This window comes from Terriglobia bacterium (assembly GCA_032252755.1).
Lineage (GTDB): Bacteria > Acidobacteriota > Terriglobia > Terriglobales > Acidobacteriaceae > JAVUPY01.
Genome location: JAVUPY010000016.1, coordinates 17,319 through 38,170 on the forward strand (window position 1 = coordinate 17,319; position 20,852 = coordinate 38,170).

The following is a 20,852-nucleotide window of genomic DNA, read 5'->3' on the forward strand; positions in this document are numbered from 1 at the left end:
GAAGTACGGGAGGCATGGTGAAGAAACTTCGCTTCGGCCAATGTTCAGTGCTGGTACTGATTCTCAGCTTCTTGGGCGGCAATTTGTGCTTTGCGGGCGACACTAACTCGCGAACAGCACCGGTGATTACTGTCGGTCCAAACATGCTGGTCAGCCGGGACGGAGACTTCCCACATATGGAACTTTCCGTTGCCTCGAACCCGCTTTCGGCGAAGAACCTGGTTGGTGGCGCGATCACGACCGAGCGCGATGAAGGCGGATTTGCGTGCAAGGCTTACGCATCAGCCGACGGCGGAAGCACGTGGGTGGCGTCCGCGTTTCCGGAGGAAATCGAGTGGGGCGGCGGCGATCCACAGGTCGGATTCGGCTTGCACGGGACTGCTTATTTCAGTGCCCTGGCATTTGTGAAGGACGACAACGGCAACATGCGGGGCGGCCTCTTTTTCTATCGCTCGGAAGACGGCGGAAAGACATGGGGAAAAGCTGCCAATCTCGGATATTCCTACGATCACGAAGTTCTCGCGGTGGATCACACGGTGGGACGCTACGCCGGGCGTGTCTACCTGTCGGTGCTGTATGGGTACCCCGTATATAGGCTGGGAGTCTTTCGTTCGGATGACGATGGCCGTACCTTCACCGGTCGGGTTCAGGCAGCGAGTGGAAAAGGAATTGTCGGCATTAATACCGTCGGAAACATCCTGCTGCTGAGCGATGGCACGCTCGTCCTTCCCTATGATGATTTCCAATTCGATCCCGCGAAGAGGAAAACATCGCATTCCGGCAACATTTGGCTGGTGACATCGTCGGATGGGGCCGTGACATTTTCAGAGCCTCTTAAAGTAGGCACACAGGAGTTTCAGCCGGACAGGAACGCTCCGAGTTTGCAGACTTTCGCTGCAGCTGCAGTGGATCGGTCCGAAAAATACAAAGACCGGATCTATGTAGCTTGGACCGATTATCGCGAAGGCGCTTATCGCGTCGTGTTCACGTATTCGGCCGATCGAGGAAAGACCTGGTCCATGCCCAAAGTGGTTGTAAATGACGGACCAACGTGGTCGAGCCAATATCAACCGGAGATAGCAGTTAGCAAGCAGGGAGTTGTAGGTCTCACGTGGTTTGATACCCGGAATTCCACGTCCCACGACGACAAACAATATGACCAGTATTTCGCGGCATCTCTGGATGGCGGCGAGTCTTTTTCGGCCCCGGTTCGCGTATCGGACAAAACGTCGTTGCGTCTCGGCAAAGGTAACCTGACCATGCAGCCGATGTTCTCGGAGTCGGCGCTGTACAAGGGCGGCCCCGAAACAAGAGTTTCCTTTATTTCAGGAGTGTCGCGCTGGCCTGCCGGCGGCGACTACATGGGGTTGGACGTCGACAACAACGGCGTTTTCCATCCCTTCTGGGCGGACGCCAGGACAGGCACGTATCAGATTCAGACGGCGACTGTCAGGGTCATGACACCGGAAGAGAGCCAAAAAGGCGGGCTGACAAACACTTCCTTGGCAGAATCTGGCAACGCGGGCGAGCGGACAGCACAAGCAACTCCGACGTCTCTCTATGGAAAAGTCGAACTCGTGTTCGATGCTACGTCGTTTGATCCGGCCACAGGAGTGTTAAACGTTCCTACAAGACTTCGCAACGTTTCGTCGCGGCCAATTCATGCGCCGATTTCGCTCGAAGTTGAGAAGTTTGGCAGCGGACTTAATGACAGCCTGAAAGAATTCGCGCCAACAATTTTGAATTCAGATAACGGCAAGCCAGGAGACGGCGCGGTGTTCGACTACTCAAATGTCCTGGGAACAGAGAAGGTTCTCCAACCAGGAGCCCTGTCTGGTCAAGTGGTGTGGCACCTCAAGGTGAAGGATCCACTGCGGATTCCGGATCTCCATATTTCATTTTCAGGTGTGATCCCGGACACGAAGTGAGCGGATTGCGCGGTTATTAACTGCCAAGCATTGTAAGGGGGTGAGATGCAACGTCTGCGATATGGTCTTTGTCTGTCCGTTTTGATGCTGATACCGGCGATCATAAGTCCTGCTCTGGGACAAGCACACCCAAGCGCTGCTCCTCAGCGAAAGCTCTTTAAGAACCACCATATCCTGATGGCGCTGGCGGCGGCTCGCGGCGACAAAGACCTGGTCGTGCTGATTGCCTCCCGTCCGGGGGAGAATGCCCGTGTTGCTGACGAGGTCACACGCCTGGGTGGAGAGATACATTTCCGCGAAGATGCAGTCGACTACCTTCGGGCAAGGGTTCCGCTGGCTTCAATGGAGAAACTGGCAGCATTCCAGGACGTACAGAGCCTCGATATCGACCTGGATGTCGATAAATGGAATCCCAGTTTTGATGATTGGTTCACTCCCGAAAAAGAGCAGCCCTCAAATAACCCGCCCGATCCTGACACGCCGCTGAGTCATCCCTACCTTCCTGAGAAGGACATGGATATTCTGCGGCTTTCGGAAGACAACCCGACCTACGACGGTCGTGGAACCGGGGTAGCAATTCTCGACGCGACGCCGGATTTCCTGGCCCCCGAACTGCAGACCGCAACTTCGATTGACGGCAAACCGATTCGCAAGATCGCCGAAGCTCTCGCGGCGAGCGATCCCCGGGATGACGACGATCCCATGTGGGTGAAGATGGACACCATCGTAAATGTCGAACATGGAAAGTTCTCTTATAAAGGGGAGACTTATTCCGCGCCGGAAGATGGGCAATACCGTTTGGGCTTTTTCAACGAGCGCGCGCTTCACCAGCCTGCCTACATATATAAGGATGTAAATTTTGACGGGAATCCGCCCGGAAGCAGCGGCCTGTTCGGTGTTCTCTGGAACGAACAGAAGAACCTCGTCTGGGTGGACACAAATCAGGATCACAGCTTTTCTGACGAGAAGGCCATGACGGACTATTCCCGCCATAAGGACCTGGGCATCTTTGGATCCAATATTCCCGCGGGTCATCATCGCCGGAGTGTTGCGTTCGCCATCCAGACGGATCCCCAGAAGAAGTACGTTCGGCTCACGCTGGGAGTATGGCAACACGTCACCGAAGTATCGGGCGCCTCGTTAGGCAAAGGCTTTTACGGAGGCAGCTATGACGGAGTTGCTCCGGGAGCGCAGTTAATCTCGGTCTATAACTCTGCCAGTGAGGTTTATCGATTCGTTGAGAGCGCAATTATTGCAGCCAAGCTGCCGAATGTGGATGTCATTTGCCTGGAGCCAACGATTGTTGAAGAGACGATCAATCCTCTGCACGATGGCCGCGCTGTGGCAGCAATCATCTTCGATCGCATCGTCGAAAAATACAAGAAGCCTATCCTTTCGCCCGCCAATAACGAGCCCGGACTGAATACAGTGCTCGACGAGGTATCAGGAAAGTACGCTATTGCGGTTGGAGCGTATCAGGCTGGTGATGCCTACCGCATCAACGACGGAGCGACAGTTAAGCACCACGACAATCTCCACATTGTCGGATCCTACGGGCCGGCGGGAGATGGCGGTCTTAAGCCAGAAATACTGAGTCCTTCGGAACTCGTAAGCACAGATGTAGGTTACAAGCCACCGCTAAAGAGAAAGGGCGTTTTCGAACTCCCAGCCGGTTATTCAATCGCAGGCGGGACTTCGACAGCCGGTCCCACGGCGAGCGCAGCCGTAGCATTGCTGATCAGCGCCGCGAAGCAGGCCGGAGTTAAGTACGATGCGGCGAGAATTCGAACCGCGCTGCTCTCCAGTGCACGCTTCATACCATCCATTCCAGCATATAAGCAGGGTAATGGACTGATACAAGTGGATGCCGCCTGGAACATGCTGAAGCTGATGGACAAGCAGTATGATCCGGTCTCAATTGAAAGCCGTGCACCGGTAAAGACGGTTATTTCCGCCGATCTTGCTACTCCGAACCAAGGTCGCGGAATCTACGAACGGGAAGGCTGGTCCTCGGGAGAAAAAGGAACAAGGACGATCACGTTCGTACGCACCTCCGGCCCGACTGAATCGATGAAGTTCGATTTGAGTTGGGTTGGAGACGACGGCAGCTTCACATCGGCCGACTCAATTGAACTGCCATTGAATACCCCCGTACAGTTGCCTGTCTCAATTTCAATCCAGGGCATTGGTGTGCACAGCGCAATCCTGGATCTCAAGCGTCCCGGCGAGTCGTGGATCTCCTACCAGGTTTTGAACACGATCGTTGCCCCGCAGGACTTCACCCCGGCTAATCATTATCAGGTTGTCGATGACGAGCCTGTTAAACGGCCGGGAAGCACGAGTTACTTCCTGCGCGTACCGCCAAACAGTACCGCGCTGCACATCGATATCGATACTCCATTGGAGGCAAAGGCGACGTTAAGAGCATCGGTCATTGCTCCTGACCACAGTACCAGTGTTCCCCTTTTCGGAATTCTCGGTAACACGGAACATGGCCACCTTGGAACGACCATCAGGAATCCCGCCGCGGGGGTTTGGGAACTCGTATTGTATGGGAATAATTTCGTCTTCTACACCGAACAAATCGATTCCAATCCCCTGTCGGCCGTTCCGACGAAGGTGACTGCGTCACTCGTCAAGGTGGCGGCAAGTCCGTTCTCATGCCAGTTCAGCGGGACAGGAGTCAAGGGTTGTTCAACAGAGGTCACTTTCACCAATCGGTTCGCCGAATTTCACGGTGGAGCTATGACCTCGGCACTTGGAAGTGCGCGACGACTGCGCGACAAGCTGAGCGCAGGCGAGAGGAAAATGTACGAAATCGATGTTCCACCAGGAGCACAGGAGGTGAGCGTTGCGATCAGCCATCTATCAGATTCCAGTGCGGACCTCGATCTGTACCTATTCCAGGATGTGAAGGGACTGGCTGTCCTTCGTGACAGCAGCTCGGGGCAACTCGGTTCCAAGAGCGTGGCGGTGTTTGCACCTGCACCCGGACGCTGGAAGGTCGTCGTCGACGCTTATGACATCCCATCCGGTTCGACAACCTTTGATTATGTCGATGCGTTCACTCATGCCGCGTTGGGAACCATCACTGTAGACGATGTCGCCGCAAACCACGCGCCCGACACCGAATGGCAAGTTCATCCGACGGTGAAGCTCGGAGCTGTGCCAACGGGCGGTCGCGTGCTTGTCGGCTACATTCCCGTCCAAGTGGAGGAGCCGCAGGATTCGAATGCGGCAACGTTCACAGCGTTTGAGAAGGATATAAGGAAGAAAGCAGCAGGCGTTGCAGTTGGAAAAGCGACTCTCGGTCTGAGGTAGCTGTTCGGCTCTTGAACGTCGGCGGGCGAATGACCAACGCGCGTTCGTCGCGCTGATGTGACGAATGCTGTTTCGAGGTAGCGATGAAGAGACCGTTAATTCTTTGTGTCGGATTTCTATTTTGTTGCGTCGCGTTGTCCGTCGCAGGACAAACGCAAAACGCTGCGGATGGCATTCCTCAGATCAACATCAGCGGCATTGAACAAGCAGCGCAGGGGAAGCACCCGATCACCCTGGATGAGATTGTTTCTTTCCGCGAGGTGAAGGAACCGCATCGTTCCCCAGATGGTTCCAGGGTTGCGTTCCTTGTAAAGCAGGCTTTTCGAAGCTGCGACTGCTATCGCACCGCTTTGTATGTCGTGAATACAAATCCGGGAAATGCACCGGACAAGTTGCTGGAAGAGTCGTCGCTGTCATCGATACGCTGGAGTCCGGGCGGAAAATACATATCCTACTTATCGTCGAAGAGCGGCTCCCAACAGTTGTGGCGGATTGATCCGGATACAAAGGTTGCAGAACAAGTCTTCAACCACACGCCAGGCGCGGATCAAACCATAAGCAGGATCGGCTACCACCCAAGCGACACCACTTCGGTTGGAGTGTTCACCTACGAGTGGTCTCCCGACGGCCAAGAAGTTGCATTCACAACCTCGCCGCCTATCGATAATGCCGAGTTGGAGCAACGGAAGAAAAATGGAATTCTCTTCGGCGAGAACATGGATCTCACCACGTTAATGTTCGGACAGTGGATTCACGTTCCGGGCCAAGTGTGGGTATACAACCTCAAGACTAAGTCGGAAAGACTGCTTTGGGAAAACCGTACTCAACTGTTTGGGGGAGAGATTTCGTCGGTTGCATGGTCGCCCGATTCACATCGAATTGCAGTTGCATATGCTGCTCCGCCAAAGCTGAAGGAATCGAGGGTCTACTTCAATCAGGATGTCGGCATTGTGGACGTTGAGACCGGAAAGTTTACGGTTGTTGCAAACGGTGAAGCTGTCGAGACGCTGCCACAGTGGTCTCCCGATGGGAAATTTCTCGCCTATTGTTCAGTGCAGGGTTACACGAACTCTCCCCTCGTCGTCTATGAACTGGCAACTGGAACGAAACGGGAGTTCGCACCCGATTCGAATGCTCGCCAGTATTGGTGGGCAGACGACGGCAGCGCCTTGATCTACCAGTCAAGCCTGCTCGGCAAAAGACGTTCGCGTAACGGCCTATACCGGGTTCCGCTGGATGGACATGAACGCACCCGCATCACATCCGAAGAAATCCGTGTCGATGATTGTGATGGAGTCAGCAAGGGCGTAGCAGCGTGTGTGTGGCAGTCGTCTAACATTCCGCCGAGCCCCGCCCTAGTGGATATCGCCTCGGGAAAGCCTCGTGGACTTGCAGATATAAACCCAGAGATGCGGAACATTACCGTCGGTTACGTGAGCGAACTGCGTTGGACTAACAAGTATGGCGCGGAGACCACCGGATACCTAATCAAGCCATTTCAGTACACCCCAGGAAAGCGCTATCCCTTGCTCATCATTCTCTACGGATTTGAGGGCGAGTTCGTTACGCAGGCCGAATGGCTGTCGAGTTATCCGGCGCAGGCGTTTGCGCGAGACGGATTCGCCGTTCTGATGACGAATTATCCGCCGTACGACGATTGGAATGGCAAGGACTTCGCGAAGGGTACTGTCGCTGAGGGCTACAGTCCTCTCGCAAGCATCGAAGCCGGGGTCAACATGCTCGTGAAAGATGGACTTGCCGATAGTCACAGGGTTGGAATTATGGGTATTAGTTATGGCGGGTTTCTCACTGAATTCGCCATTACGCAGTCCCACATGTTCAAGGTTTCGTCGCTGGTGGATGGCGGCGGATACGGTAATGCCGCCTATGCGCTAGAGGGGCACAACGGTCATGAGAACGACGAGAAGATCCTTGGCGGACCGCCCTACGGGAGCACTCTGAAGAACTGGCTTTCGTTTTCTCCACCGTTGAATGCAGACCGCATCAACGGCCCTGTGCTGATGGGCTTCAACGACCACGAGGCCATTTACGGCCTGGAGATGCGATCAGCACTGGCTCATGCGGGCGTCCCGTTCGAGTTCTGGGTTTATCCGGGCGACGGTCACATTTTCACTGAACCGGAGCACCGTTACGTCTCGATGGAACGGAACGTTGACTGGTTCAATTTCTGGTTACAACACAAGGAAGATCCTTCACCTGGGAAGCATTCCCAGTACGAGCGTTGGCATGAGCTGAGAAAACAGGAAGCCGCACATTTAGAGAAGATGCATGAATCCGAGCGTGCAGCGTCGGCTTTGAATTCTCACCAGCCCGCAGCATCCGCCAGCAGATGATCCTTTGAGGGAAACGATGATTCGATCAAGCCGTACTCGTGCTTTGGCTATTGTTTCGCTTCTCACAATGGTCTTCTCCATTCTTGGCGTCGCATTGAATACTCCGTTGTCGCCGAGCGAACAGCATGAGTCCGGCGACTCGAGCAAAGTTAAGTAGCTTGATCCTGAGGACAAAATGGAAGCTATTAGTGTTGGGACAGTTTGGCCGTTCTTCCTCGTGCATGGGCAGCAAGCCTACGTGATGATTCTCTTCGCGATCTTCGCAATCGCTGTCCTGTTTGGAGTAATGCTTGTTCTTTTGATTACAGAAACCGTGGCCTTCTGGGTGGGCGCTCAATCCAGATCCACGCCCCGCTCAAATTTCCGAATGCATCGTTGCCGTATCAGAAGGTGACCTTACCGGGAGATTATCCGAATGAATCTACGACGCCCATGCGTTTCTGTATATGCGGTTGCCTATTTTCTTTGTGTGTTGCTTCTGGTTCCCGCCGGGAGCGCCCAGGCGACCAAGCCCTTTGATGTCCGCGGTGCTCTCGGAGTCCTTTCTTTTTCCAATCGCATGCCGATCAGCCTTTCACCAGATGGCGAATGGGTCGCCTATACAGTGGAAGATGATCGGAAAGTGAGCGGTACCAAGGACGAGCGATACATGTTTTACACGCCAACTGGTGCATTCACGGAGGCGATCGGTTGCGACGTTTTGGTCACGAATACTCGGACTGGAGAGACTCGCAATCTCACGCAAGGAAAGGGAACCAGCTCCAGTGCTGTTTGGTCGCCGGACGGAAAGTTGCTCGCTTTCTATTCCGATCGTACGGGGACGGAGCGCTTGTGGATATGGAATAGAGCTACAGGAGAGATGAGACAGCTCTCGGACGCAATTCCGCGTCCTTTCTTCAACTTTCAGGTGCCGCGCTGGTCCCCCGACGGGCGCTCCCTTCTCGTAAAGATACTGCCGGCGGGAATGACCGTAGAACAGGCAGCCGACCTCATCCGCCCGTCGCCTACACCGAAAACTGAGACTAAGCACAATGGAGTAACAGTCACCGTATTTAAGTCAGAACCAGCTGCCGCAGTTCAGAGCACAACTGAACCAACCAGGAGAGTTACTGACGAACGATGGATGAATCGTTATGACGGCGACCTCGCGCTGATCGATGTCGCAACCGGCAAAATTAATCGAATCGCAACGGGAATACGCCCACTTGGATATTGGTTTTCGCCAAATGGAGAATCCATCGTGTACACCGACTGGAAGGGAATGGAGGAAAATTCCCAACAACCGGTCTATGACATCGACATCTTCTCGATGTCCAGTCGAACGTCGCGGATTTTGGTACCCAAAACCGAGGAAGATTACGGACAGTCCGTCAGTTGGTCGCCGGATGGCAGATCACTAGCATATCTGACTAGTAAAGGTGACTGCTTCATCGTCTCCCTGAACGGCGGCGACCCTACCAATGTGACCGCGGGAAAGCCCCATCCCAAGTTCAATGATGATCACCGGGCGCCTCTGTGGGATTCGAGCGGCCGAAGGATCTACCTCCTCAGCAGCGAACAATACGGACGGTCCGGCACAGATAAAATCTGGGCGGCTGATCTTGACCAGCACTCCCTCAAAGTTGTGGCAGAAATACCAGGCACGGTGATTCTGGAAGTGGCTGCCCCGCGCGGGGGCGGCCGCTTGTGGGAGCCGATGCCACATTCGATGCTCGTACTCGCGCGAAACGAAGCGACGAAAGATACCGGATTTTACAAAATCGATCTGCAGACCGGGGCTGTGTCGAAGATCTTCTCAGAACCACGATATTTTGGGCGGGATTCTATTTTCACAACAGATGTCAGCAGCGACGGCAAGACCATCGCATACGTCGCGCAGGACGCGCAACACCCTGAAGAGGTATGGGTCGCCGGGCCCGATCTTCAGAATCGCCATCAGCTCACGCATATCAATCCACAACTCGATGGATGTTCGTTTGGCAGTGCGCGAATCATCGATTACCGGAGCATTGACGGTCAGCAACTTCATGGTGCTCTGCTGCTCCCGGCGGCTTATCAACCGGGAAAGCGATACCCGTTAATCGTAGACGTCTATGGTGGGTCGCTACGCTCTGACACTTTGAATCGTTTTGGGCTATCGGGCTCCGGAGTGGAGAACCTGCAGATTCTAGCGACGCGTGGTTATGCAGTTCTCCTGCCGGATACACCGCTGCACAAGAAGACGCCGATGCAGGACCTCCTGAAAACGGTTATGCCTGCCGTGGATCGTGCTGTGGACCTCGGCATCGCCGACCCAGATCGCTTGGGCGCAATGGGTCACAGCTATGGTGGGTATTCCACGCTCTCCTTGATTGTGCAAACTACGCGATTCCGGGCCGCTGTCGACAGCGCGGGCCCAGCCGATCTCATCAGCGCTTACGGAGAAATGGATAAAGATGGGTCAGCATTTGGAATCGGCTGGTCCGAAACGGGCCAAGGAGGGATGGAAGGAACACCTTGGCAGGTTCGGGACCGCTACATTGAAAACTCACCGCTCTTCTATCTGGACCGCGTGGTCACACCGCTGCTGATAATTCAAGGCGAACTCGACCACACGGTTCCTCATGCTCAGGCCGAGGAGGTTTTCGTTGGACTTCGACGGTTAGGCAAAGAAGTCGAGTATGCAAGGTACGCAGGAGAAGAGCACTGGGAAGGAACATGGAGCGCGGCGAACGCAGAGGACTATTGGAACAGAGTGATTGAGTGGTTCGACGAGCATCTGGATCGAGGAAATGAGGGAACACGATGAGAGTAGATCGCCGAGTCTTTGTGAAATCCATTGCCACCGCAGCGGTTTCGAGCGGCACATTGCTGACATCAAGGAAAGGGTGGTGCAACGACGGTCAGCGTATGTTCAGCTGGGAGGACGCTTACAACCGCTGGCAAGTTAGTCGTTTGGCTATGGCGGGCGACGGTGTAGCGTTCGCGCTGGAAGTTACTCGACCGTTGAGCGCCGGCGGTCCATTCTTCGGGGGAAACTGGAATCTCGACCTGCGCGGAGATCTCTGGGTCTTAAATGGCGACTTAGAGACTCCAAGACAGATGGATGTCTTAGCGGGAGGGACGTGGTCCAGTAGCTTCTCCCCTGACGGCAAGCGGCTGTCCGCGCTGACCTTGATCGAGCCCGGCAAAGTCGGTCTTGTCGTGTGGGAATTCGACAGCGGAAAGCATCAAGTATTCTCTGAGTGCAATGTCGAGATCTTTCTTTCGACATTCAGAACTGCCGGTTCAGCGTATGCGGCACCGACCAGGTTCATCCAGATGCCGCACCGTTATATTTGGCTAGATAACGCATCAATTCTCTATGTTGATTGCGGAGATGTGCGGCAGCAGAACCTGCTTGCGATTTCAAGTGTCTCGCCCACGCTACAAGCATTTCGTAAGCGCACGGAACAAGGTCAACCTTCGGTGCGCGAATGGAGCGATCATTCACCGACGTGCGGGGCCGGAAGTCGGCTCGTGAGAATCGCGTGCGATACCGGTAAAGTCGAGACGCTTTATGAGGGAGACGTTCGGGGAGTTTCTCTCTCCGCTGACCGACGGTGGCTTGCTGTGCTCGTCGCCAGCGGCAATGTCCCTCCGGTTCCTGACAAGCCGATGACGTGGCCGCTGCAGGCTACAGTTTCAAATGAGAATCCCATGGTTGACTTGAAGCTTGCCCTCGTCGATCTGTCGCACCCTAGTGTTGTTCATGAAATCCGAGGTGTTGCTGGTGTCGGCGATGTTGCTCCGAGTCGATTGCCGCGTTGGAGCGATGATAACGAACGAATTGCCGTCCCGGTAAGGGCGACCTATTCAGATGAGCCGTCGACAGGTAATGACGCCGTCTGGGAGGTTACAGTGAGTACGGGCGAGGCTCGCAAATGGGGGGCTTCGTCCGCACTCGATGCTGAACTGCTCGCAGCTCTGTTGACTACCGATGGACTAAACACGAAGCGGGTGATAGATGCTCGACCACAGAAGGTCAGAGCCGAAAATTATGGCAGTGGCGGTCAGATCAACGGCGGCGCATGGCGCTGTGCTCGCGGGCAGGTGATGTTCTGGGATGCCCCGGTGCTCACTGTCATCAGTCCTGACAAGACAATTGTGATTTCGGACAACTTCTCTTCGGTGCAGCCAGCGGTTGTTAGCGACACTGTAGCCCGAACCATCGCTATGAGGAAGAACGGCGGCACCTCGATAATTACAACGGGCGAAGATCGTTATAGGATCGATGATCTCCCAACAAAACCAGGGTGGAGTCTGCTTGGCGTGCGTCCTCAGGACGCGGCGGTCGTCTACAGTGAGGACTCCGATGATGGCACGTTCCTCATAATCGCAAAACACGGGACCCAGCCGCGTACTTCTCCCCTCTCCTTCAACACGTATTTTCGCGATGTAGCAAAGCCAACGCGCAGAATGCTGGATTGCTCATTTCCCGACGGTACCGTGAGGAAAGGTACTTTCGTCCTTCCGGTCAGTCACAAGGCAGGCGAGCGACATCCGGTCGTCGTTTGGGCCTATCCCAATTCAATTCCGTCGCTCAATGACAGCTTCACAAGTCTGAATAGTTACATCAATGTTGTGTATCCGGTTCAATATCTGCTTAGCCGTGGGTTCGCCTTTTTCCAGGCACCGTTTCCTATTGGAAAGCCCAGCGACGTAAGCAACATTGACCCCATGCAGGCGGCAGCCAATGCGGTCCTTCCCTGGCTTGACGTTTTAGATCGACAGCCCGAAGTCCTCTCCGGCGAGTATGGATTCTTCGGACATTCCAATGCGGGTTATGTCGCGCTCTCCCTGGAAGCTTTGACGCGCCGGTTCAAGGCAATTGTGGCGTGGGATACATTCCCGGACCTCGGCTTAGCGCCGCACAGTTGGGCCGGTGACCTTGCCCTCGACTGTGGAGGCAATGTAATTCAAACCGACAGGATGTACTATGAAGACCCGAAACAACCCTATGCCCCGCAGCCGGCGCCGCCTTGGACGAGTCCAGTCAAATACATCCAGAACACTCCACTTTTCAACCTCAATCGGGCATCCACCCCTCTGCTGCTGGTTGAGGGTGAGTTCGATAGTGATCCTGAGGAGATGGAAGAGGTGTACTCGACGCTCTATGGTCGCGGCGTACCGGTCGAGCTCGCCTACTATTGGGGTGAAGACCATGTCTTTGCGAGCCCGGGGAATATGCACGACAGCTGGCTTCGAACTGAGCGATTCTTCAAGAAGTATCTCCGGGTGACTTGATTTTCTCGACTTATTAAGAGTCGCAGGGTGGGGACTGTAGGCCAAGCGGCGGCGGGAACGCCAGAGTGAAATCAGCGGCAATCGCGAGTATGCCCGCCAATACGTGTCTCTGTACCAGTGAAGAAAAATAAATAATAAGGCAAGAATCTGGATTGTACTCTCCGGGTCTAATGATAGTATTTCCCACACTTTCAGGTTCGGAGAAGCCTGAAGGGACCGCCTAATGTTCAACAAAAAATCCAACGAGAGCCTCGAGCCTTGCGGTTTGGGAATTTCCCAGCTACGGAACCTCTCGGACGAAACAATAATGGCACATCTGAAGCAGGGGCACGATGATGCGCTAGCAGTCCTGTTCGAGCGCTATCACCGTCTGGTCTTCAGCATAGCCGTCAAGATCTTGCACGACGAAGGGGAGGCCGAGGACGTTACGCAGAACGTCTTCCTGGAAGTTTTCCGAAATGCGGTACAGTTTGATCCGCAGAAGGGCAGTACTAAGGCATGGTTGCTGCAATATGCCTATCACCGTAGCTTCAACCGGTTGCGGTACCTGAAAGTTCGGGGCCTGCAACGCGATTTTGACGTTGCGACCGAACTCGAGCGCCAGGTCGAAGATGCATTTCTAGTTGCCACGAAGACCTTGGACACTGTGGACCGCGCCCGAATGGTGCGCCAGGCGTTCCGGGTTTTAACGGGTGCCCAGAGTAATACTCTGAAGTTGGCTTTTTTTGAAGGACTGTCCCTGAAAGAGATTAGTGAACGTACGGGAGAGCCTTTAGGGAATGTGCGTCATCATTACTATCGGGGCCTAGATCGGATGCGAAGCCATCTTGAAAGCCGGACAGCGGATGAAAGTGTAGCGGGACAAGTAGCCGGCGCAACTGACAGCGTTCGAACCGGGAGTCTTTGATGTGGAGCCATGATCGATTTGAGGAGCTTGCGGCGCTTGCCGCGGCGGGACAGATTACGGGTCGCGAACTCGAGGAGTTTCTGGACCATGTGGAGTACTGTGGTCAATGCAAAGACGCATTTGCGTATTTTGTTCAGCTCCATGAACAAGGGTTACCGCTTGTAAACGGCCAAAAATCATTCTTCACAAAGACAACGCCCGTACCGTATGGAATGACGGAGCGCTTCCTGTCCAGGGCTCGCGAAGAAGGAATTCGATTCTCCGAAGAACCCGATGCCCACCATTTTTATTCCACTTTCTCTCGGTTCTTCGCTTGGGGTAATTACCAAAAATTATTGGCGGGAGCCGCTCTGATTGGGCTTGTTGCCATTGGTATGCGCGAATATGAATCTCGCAAGCCCAAGGTCGTGGCGCAGATCGAGGCACCGGTTCAGATTGCGACTGTGCAGAAACCCGCGAATGAAACCGATCTCACAAATCAGATTCGAATCCTGACTGCCTCTAACCAGCGCATGCAGGATGAAGTCGCCCGACTGAAAAGAGAGCACGATCAGGACTCAGCAAACGTCGACGACCTCCAATCGAAGCTACGCAGCGCGCAATTGGCAAGCCAGAATTGGCAATCAGCCTTCAGTAAACATTTAGCCGACGAACAGGCTTCGCTCCGTCAGAAAGATGATCAACTGATCAGAGCGCAAGCGGAACTTCAGAACGCGCAGAACACCAGTGCGCGGAACGACGCGGACGTTATCGCTTTGCGCGCCAAGGTCCAGGATCTCACCGAGCAAGTGCGAGTAGAACACGAGGCGGCCGAACGTGAACGCGAACTTATTTCGGCAGACAGCGACATTCGCGATCTGATGGGAGCCCGCAATTTGCATATCGTCGACGTGATTGACGCTGACCCCAGTGGCAAACAGACGAGAGCATTCGGGCGAGTGTTCTACACTGAAGGCAAGTCGTTAATCTTTTATGCATATGATTTGAGCGAGGCCAAACTCAAAGATGCCAGCTATTCGTTTCAGGTGTGGGGGCAAAGAGAATCTGGCTCGGTGAAGAAGCTGGGAGTGTTGTTCCAGGATGACCAACACCAGCGGCGATGGGTGCTGAAGGTCAACGACCCGGTTGTCCTCCATAACATCAGCAGTGTATTTGTCACAATCGGCCCACACGGGACGCAAGAACCCGAAGGTAAGGAACTGCTCTACGCGTTCCTGGATATGAAGCCCAACCACCCGTAAAGACGGTTGCAAGGTCTGCTCAGATTGCAGTCCGGGCAGAAAATAAAGTTCCAATTCATTGGTGATTGGAGAATCGCCAGGAGTGTATATTTTCGGCTCATCACGTACGACTCGTCGACTTGAAGTTCCTCTGGCGTCGAGATTCCTGGGTCAACTTCTTCTTATCCAGAAAAATACCACTGTATTGGTACAGATGTTCTACGAACCGGGCACTCTCTCAAAAAGGAGTGAGCGATTATGACCCTTCACCGTTGTCTCACCTCAATCGTCGTCTTGCTGGCGATTCTATGTCTTGCGGTTGGCGCGCAGGCACAGACGGAACGAGCAACTCTCTCCGGTCGCGTTGTCGATCCGGCTGGAGCTGCGATTCCCGGCGTCCGGGTTACTGTTATGAGCCTGGGAACCAGTGCCATCATTGAGGCAAAGACGAACAGTGAAGGTTTATTTATTGTTCCGAATCTTCGTCCGGGGCACTACCGCATCAAGGTGGAGAAAGAAGGTTTCAAGTCGCTTCTCCGACCCGACATCGAATTGCACGTACAGGACGTGATTGCGCTCAACTTCTCAATGAATATCGGCTCAAGAATTGAGACGGTCACCGTGAACGGCCAAGCTCCGCTGGTGAACAGCGAATCTGCAGCGGTCAGCACAGTTGTGGATAGGAAGTTCATCGATAGCCTTCCCTTAAACGGTCGCAGCTTCCAGTCCCTGCTACTGCTTACTCCCGGCGTGGTAATGCAGACCGTACAGAGTGGCAACCTCGGTCAATTCAGCGTGAACGGGCAGCGTGCTGATTCGAACTACGTTACGGTCGATGGCGTAAGTGCCAACTTCGGGATGAGCACCTCCTACATGATGTCTGAGTCATTGGGTGGAGCAATTCCGGCGACCAACGTCTTGGGTGGGTATAACAGCCTCGCTTCGGCAGACGCGCTGCAGGAGTTCCGCGTGCAAACCTCGACCTATGCCCCCGAGTACGGCCGGCAGCCCGGCGGCCAGGTCTCCATCGTCACACGCTCTGGTACGAATGAGTTTCATGGCACTCTCTTCGATTATTTGAGGAACGACATCTTCGACGCACGCGATTACTTCAATACTCCGCCTGAAGCAAAACCAGCGCTGCGTCAGAACGATTTTGGCGGCGTGTTCGGTGGGCCGATCGTCAAGGACAAGGCATTCTTCTTCGTTTCGTACGAGGGACTGCGCCTGAGGAAGCCCAGCAACAGTACCTATTCGGTACCGAGTTTGGCGCTCCGAGCTTCGGCTCCGACAGATGTTCAGCCTATCTTGAACATGTTCCCGTTGCCGGCGCCTGGAGCACCCGTCAACCCTGACGGGTCGTCCAACGGAAGCGCATCCTGGTCGGATCCCGGGACCGTGAATGCGTTTAGCGGTCGGGTCGATGTAAATTTGCGGAACAACCTGACATTGTTTGGGCGTTATAACTATTCACCTTCTGAAATCGACGCTCGAGGTGGCGGCCCGAACGGCACATCGGCGCTGAGCGAAATCGATTCGAACCAGATGAAGATCCAAACTCTAACAGTAGGCTTGACATGGCTGATGAGCACAACGGCGGCCAATGACATTCGCGTCAATTACAGCCGCGACAAGGCGGATGGAATCAACTATCTCGATAACTTTGGTGGAGCTGTTGTACCGGATAGCTCGTATTTCTTTCCGTCGGGCAATGGGTACAGCCTGAAGAACGGCCAGTTTGCGCTCTGTGTCATCGCTGGTTGCGATTATGCCAATCGCCAGTTCTTCCAGGTTGGAAGAGGGAACAACAGCCTCAACCAGGAGTACAACATTGTTGACACACAGACGCTCACGAAAGGTACGCATAACCTTAAGTTCGGAGTCGATCTTCGCCGCAACTCGATGTTCTTCTGGCCATTCTCGTATCTGAGCGAACCCCTTCCCCTTGATTTCAACTCTTTGGCCGCTGGCCAAGTACTCGAGTATCAGATTCTCCAATCCCTTCCGAGCTCCGTGCGCGATTTCAATATAGGAGCGTTCGCCCAGGACACTTGGAAGGCGACACAGCGTCTGACTTTAACTTATGGCGTGCGCTGGGATGTCGAGACTCCAATGATGCGCAATGGCGGACTTCCCCAGGTTACAGCTACCGGTTTGAATCAACCCGACCCCTCGCAAGTCACGTTCGAGCTAACAAAGGACCACCCGTATCCAACACAGTGGGCAAATTTCGGACCACGCATTGGGGTCGCCTACCAGTTGCTCGGTAGTCAGGGACACGAGATGGTGCTCCGCGGCGGCTACGGTATCTTCTATAACCTGATCGCCCAATCATCCGGCGAGTTGATCTACGGCTGGACCGGATATCCAATCTCTGCGAGCAAATTCGGATTCGGCACAACGTGGCCGTTTCCCTCGGATGTGGCCGCCCCACCACCTATCGCGTGGGATCCGACTAAGGGCGGGGAGATCTATAACCCGAACATGAAGCAACCGTACACTCATGAGTTCAACCTGGCTATCGATCAAGCACTCGGGAACAACAATTCTCTGAGTTTGACGTACGTCGGAGCTTTGGGTAGAAACCTGGCACTTCAGATAACAGCGTACGGACTCGGATCGAACCCAGGCAGCTACACCACAATCAGCGGTGTGAACTCGGGGCATTCCAGCTACAACGCCTTCCAGGCACAGTTCAAGCACCAGTCGAAGTCCTTGGAGGTTCTGGCGTCCTACAACTGGTCCCACTCGCTTGATAACGGTTCGCAGAACTCCTTCGGGTATGGCTCCGACAACGGTATTTACGGGCAAAACAATGCCGATATCAACTATGGTCCTTCAGTCTTTGATATGAGGCAGTCAGCTTCTGCGGCGATCACCTACAACATCCCAACCCTAAGCGCAAACCGCTTCACGGAAGCACTCCTCGGCAATTGGTCGGTCGAGAACGTGTTCATGGCCCGCACAGCGCTTCCTTCCGATATTGGGGGTTCGATCTATGGATCGTTATTCGGAACGCAAGCTACTTTCTTTGAGCGTCCCGACCGAGTGCCCGGCGTTCCCATGTATCTGTACGGTTCACAATATCCGGGTGGCAAGGCCGTCAATCTTGCTGCCTTCGCGGTTCCGCCGGCTGATCCCGTTCTTTCCGCGGGTGGCAGATACTTCCCGGCCCGGCAGGGGAATTTCGAGCGCTATGGTTTACGCAATTTCGGCGCCTGGCAATCGGACCTAGGAGTTCATCGGACATTCAAGGTAACCGAGCGGACGAACTTGCAGTTCCGTTTTGAGGCTTTCAACTTATTCAACCATCCGAACATGGGATTCTTCGGAGGGGGAAACAGCGGAACCCAGCAAGTCGCGCTCAATGTTATCCCGAATGGATCGGGTGGCTGGATGTTCACCCCCGGTTACGGACAGACGACTTCCGGTCCAAGTGCAGTCGTCGTGAACAAGACTTTGGCGGGTGCACTGCAGGGGGCCTACGGCGGCGTCAATCCGCTGTACTCCATCGGCGGCAATCGCTCGATGCAGATCGCACTCAAACTAACGTTCTGACCCCGCTCCGCGCGAGATGGCCGCCCCCCACGAAAAGGTGGCCATCTCGATGGCGGGATGGCTTCTGCTTCCTCCTTTAACAACGGCAACTCACGTTCGCGCTGACCCAAACTCGGGCCGGAAAACTGACTTGGAGGACATAGTGCAATGCTGAGCCGAAAGCGCTACTTCGTCGCTATAATCACGTTACTAATCGCTAGCTTGGCCTTAGCCCAATCACCACGAATCACAGTCGGCACGAACGTACAGGTGAGCGTTGCGAATGCAAAATTGGACCACGGTGAAGTGCTGGTCGCGGCCGACCCTGAAGATCCGAATAAACTCATTGGGTGTTCGATGATCTTTCCGGACCCTCTGACGCGCCGAATCTCCGATGGAATTACCTACGTATCGAGTGATGGAGGAGCGACTTGGGTCCAGACACTCTATATCGGTAGCGGTCCAATGGGATCGGGTGATCCAGCTTGCACATTTGGGCCGCACGGGAATGCCTACTCAGTGATTCTCCAACCCGCCGTGAAGCCGGAAATGGACGATGTGCTGGTCTACCGCTCTCCTGACGGTGGAAAGACCTGGGAGAACCCTTCGCACATTGACTGGATCGACAGAGAATACGTGACCGCCGACACAACCGGCGGAAAATATAGCGGGCGGCTTTATATCAATGGCACAGGATCTGCCGCACTCCTGGAGCATAATCTCGCTGACCCGGACTCGGGTGCGATGCAGATAGGAATTTCCGTTCAGAGATCGCTGAATGGTGGCGTCTCGTTCAGGCCGCCTTATAAGAGATTTTCCGCGTCACCTCGCTGGGTATTGGGAATGGGCAATGGTGTTGTTCTCTCGGACGGGACTTATGTCGCGGTGTTTGGCGAACAGAAAGATCGGACGAAACTCGGTAGGAAACCACCTTATCAGTCCGCCAATTCATTGTTGAAGATGATCTCTTCTTCTGACGGCGGAGAGACCTATAGCACGGCCCGAACGATCAGCGATTGGTATATGGACTACGCGGACGTCCTGGGACCATCGAGTGTTGTGCCTGTGATTGCAGTGGACAAGAGCCACGGTCCTTTCCGCGACAGGCTCTATGTCGTATGGCCTGATTTTCGCTCAGGACGAGGGAAAGTTCTGCTGAGCTATTCCTCTGACAAAGGCAAAACCTGGTCCAAGCCTCACGTTGTGAACGACGACCGAGCATGGCCGGCACCGGAGATTGGGCCCGATGATGATATGCCGGTAGTCGACGTGAACAAGAATGGCGTGGTTGGAGTGATGTGGTATGACCGCCGCGATAATCCACACAATTACGGATGGTGGGTTCGGTTTGCCGTATCAGACGACGGCGGAGAAACCTTTGGTCCAAGTGTTCGCGTATCGAGCGCTCCCGCAACCGTCGCCTTTCAGAACGACATTAAGCTGCGGGGAAGCAGCACCGGAGGCGGCAAACCGGAGAGTCGCCAAAAGGGCGGCAACCTTCAAGCAAGAATCGGGTTCGGCACTCTGTTCTCTTTCAATGGTGGGCACACGGCAGGGATGGCAGCCGACGCCGCCGGCAAATTCCATCCGTTTTGGATCGACAATCGCACTGGCATAGAACAGATTTGGACTGCGGCAGTTACCGTGGATGGTTCAGCAGTTGTGAATGGTGCCCCTCAACTTGCGCGACTTGCCGATGTAACCGACGATGTGACGCTCGATTTTAAGGATGCTAAGTACGATAGGCAGACTGGTGAACTCTCGGTCGATGCTTACTTGGGGAACACTTCAGACAAAGCCCTGAAACCCCCGCTGTACATTCGAGTACTTTCACTCGATTCGAAGATCGGCGCCCCAACCATCAAAAATGCTTCGAACAATCAGACTCGGGAAGGGGCCGTTTGGGATTTCAGTTCAGAATTGCCGAACAAGAACAGCGGATTGCCGCCAGGGAAGGTCTGCTCTCCGAAGCGCCTGGTGTTTCATCTTGCCGATGTTCACTGGGGCGACGATCCACCGTCTATCTCCAATCTCGATGACTTCCTGACATTTGAAGGCAAAGCCCTTGCCCCGGAGACAAACTCAGGTAAGAGCAGTTCGGATGCCGCGGTTGGGACTTCACGATAACCAGGAACGGGCTGCTGCAAATCCACTGCGCGGCACCTCACACCACACTTGATCTTCGCCCGGAGAATGAAATGAGCCGAGCAGATTACGACGAGTTGCTTCTTATATTGGTTACGCGGTTCTATTACCGAGCATGCCTCTGGTGAAGGAGGGTTTGACGCCTGCCCGCGCACTGCGGGTTTCTCGAAGGAAG

General features: G+C 54.5%; 9 protein-coding genes. All 9 read left to right on the forward strand.

The window, feature by feature from the left end; genetic code table 11:
* The first annotated feature begins 14 nt into the window (after window positions 1-14).
* The 9 genes from ROO76_02770 to ROO76_02810 all read left to right on the forward strand — a co-directional run bounded on the left by ROO76_02770 (window position 15) and on the right by ROO76_02810 (window position 20,659).
* Window positions 15-1,928: a sialidase family protein gene (locus tag ROO76_02770; GenBank protein MDT8067068.1), complete on the forward strand. Its 1,914-nt coding sequence runs from the start codon at window positions 15-17 to the stop codon at window positions 1,926-1,928.
* 45 nt (window positions 1,929-1,973) lie between these two features.
* A complete protein-coding gene (locus ROO76_02775; protein MDT8067069.1) occupies window positions 1,974-5,249 on the forward strand; it encodes a S8 family serine peptidase in 3,276 nt (1,091 codons plus the stop codon).
* A gap of 83 nt (window positions 5,250-5,332) precedes the next feature.
* Window positions 5,333-7,603 (forward strand): prolyl oligopeptidase family serine peptidase, encoded by a 2,271-nt coding sequence (locus ROO76_02780; protein ID MDT8067070.1) that lies wholly within the window; start codon window positions 5,333-5,335, stop codon window positions 7,601-7,603.
* A 415-nt stretch (window positions 7,604-8,018) separates the two neighbouring features.
* The gene (locus tag ROO76_02785; GenBank protein ID MDT8067071.1) at window positions 8,019-10,391 is read left to right on the forward strand and encodes a prolyl oligopeptidase family serine peptidase; all 2,373 of its coding nucleotides are present in this window, start codon (window positions 8,019-8,021) and stop codon (window positions 10,389-10,391) included.
* Window positions 10,388-12,868, forward strand: a complete 2,481-nt coding sequence (locus ROO76_02790; protein ID MDT8067072.1) for a prolyl oligopeptidase family serine peptidase — start codon at window positions 10,388-10,390, stop codon at window positions 12,866-12,868. Before ROO76_02785 ends, ROO76_02790 begins: the two co-directional genes overlap by 4 nt.
* Window positions 12,869-13,091: 223 nt before the next feature.
* Window positions 13,092-13,775, forward strand: a complete 684-nt coding sequence (locus ROO76_02795) for a sigma-70 family RNA polymerase sigma factor (GenBank protein MDT8067073.1) — start codon at window positions 13,092-13,094, stop codon at window positions 13,773-13,775.
* Complete coding sequence (locus ROO76_02800; protein ID MDT8067074.1) at window positions 13,775-15,016, forward strand: hypothetical protein; 1,242 nt, start codon at window positions 13,775-13,777, stop codon at window positions 15,014-15,016. Before ROO76_02795 ends, ROO76_02800 begins: the two co-directional genes overlap by 1 nt.
* A gap of 237 nt (window positions 15,017-15,253) precedes the next feature.
* Window positions 15,254-18,553, forward strand: coding sequence for a TonB-dependent receptor (locus ROO76_02805; GenBank protein ID MDT8067075.1), 3,300 nt, complete (start codon window positions 15,254-15,256; stop codon window positions 18,551-18,553).
* A 147-nt stretch (window positions 18,554-18,700) separates the two neighbouring features.
* Window positions 18,701-20,659, forward strand: a complete 1,959-nt coding sequence (locus ROO76_02810; GenBank protein ID MDT8067076.1) for a hypothetical protein — start codon at window positions 18,701-18,703, stop codon at window positions 20,657-20,659.
* Window positions 20,660-20,852 lie beyond the last annotated feature (193 nt).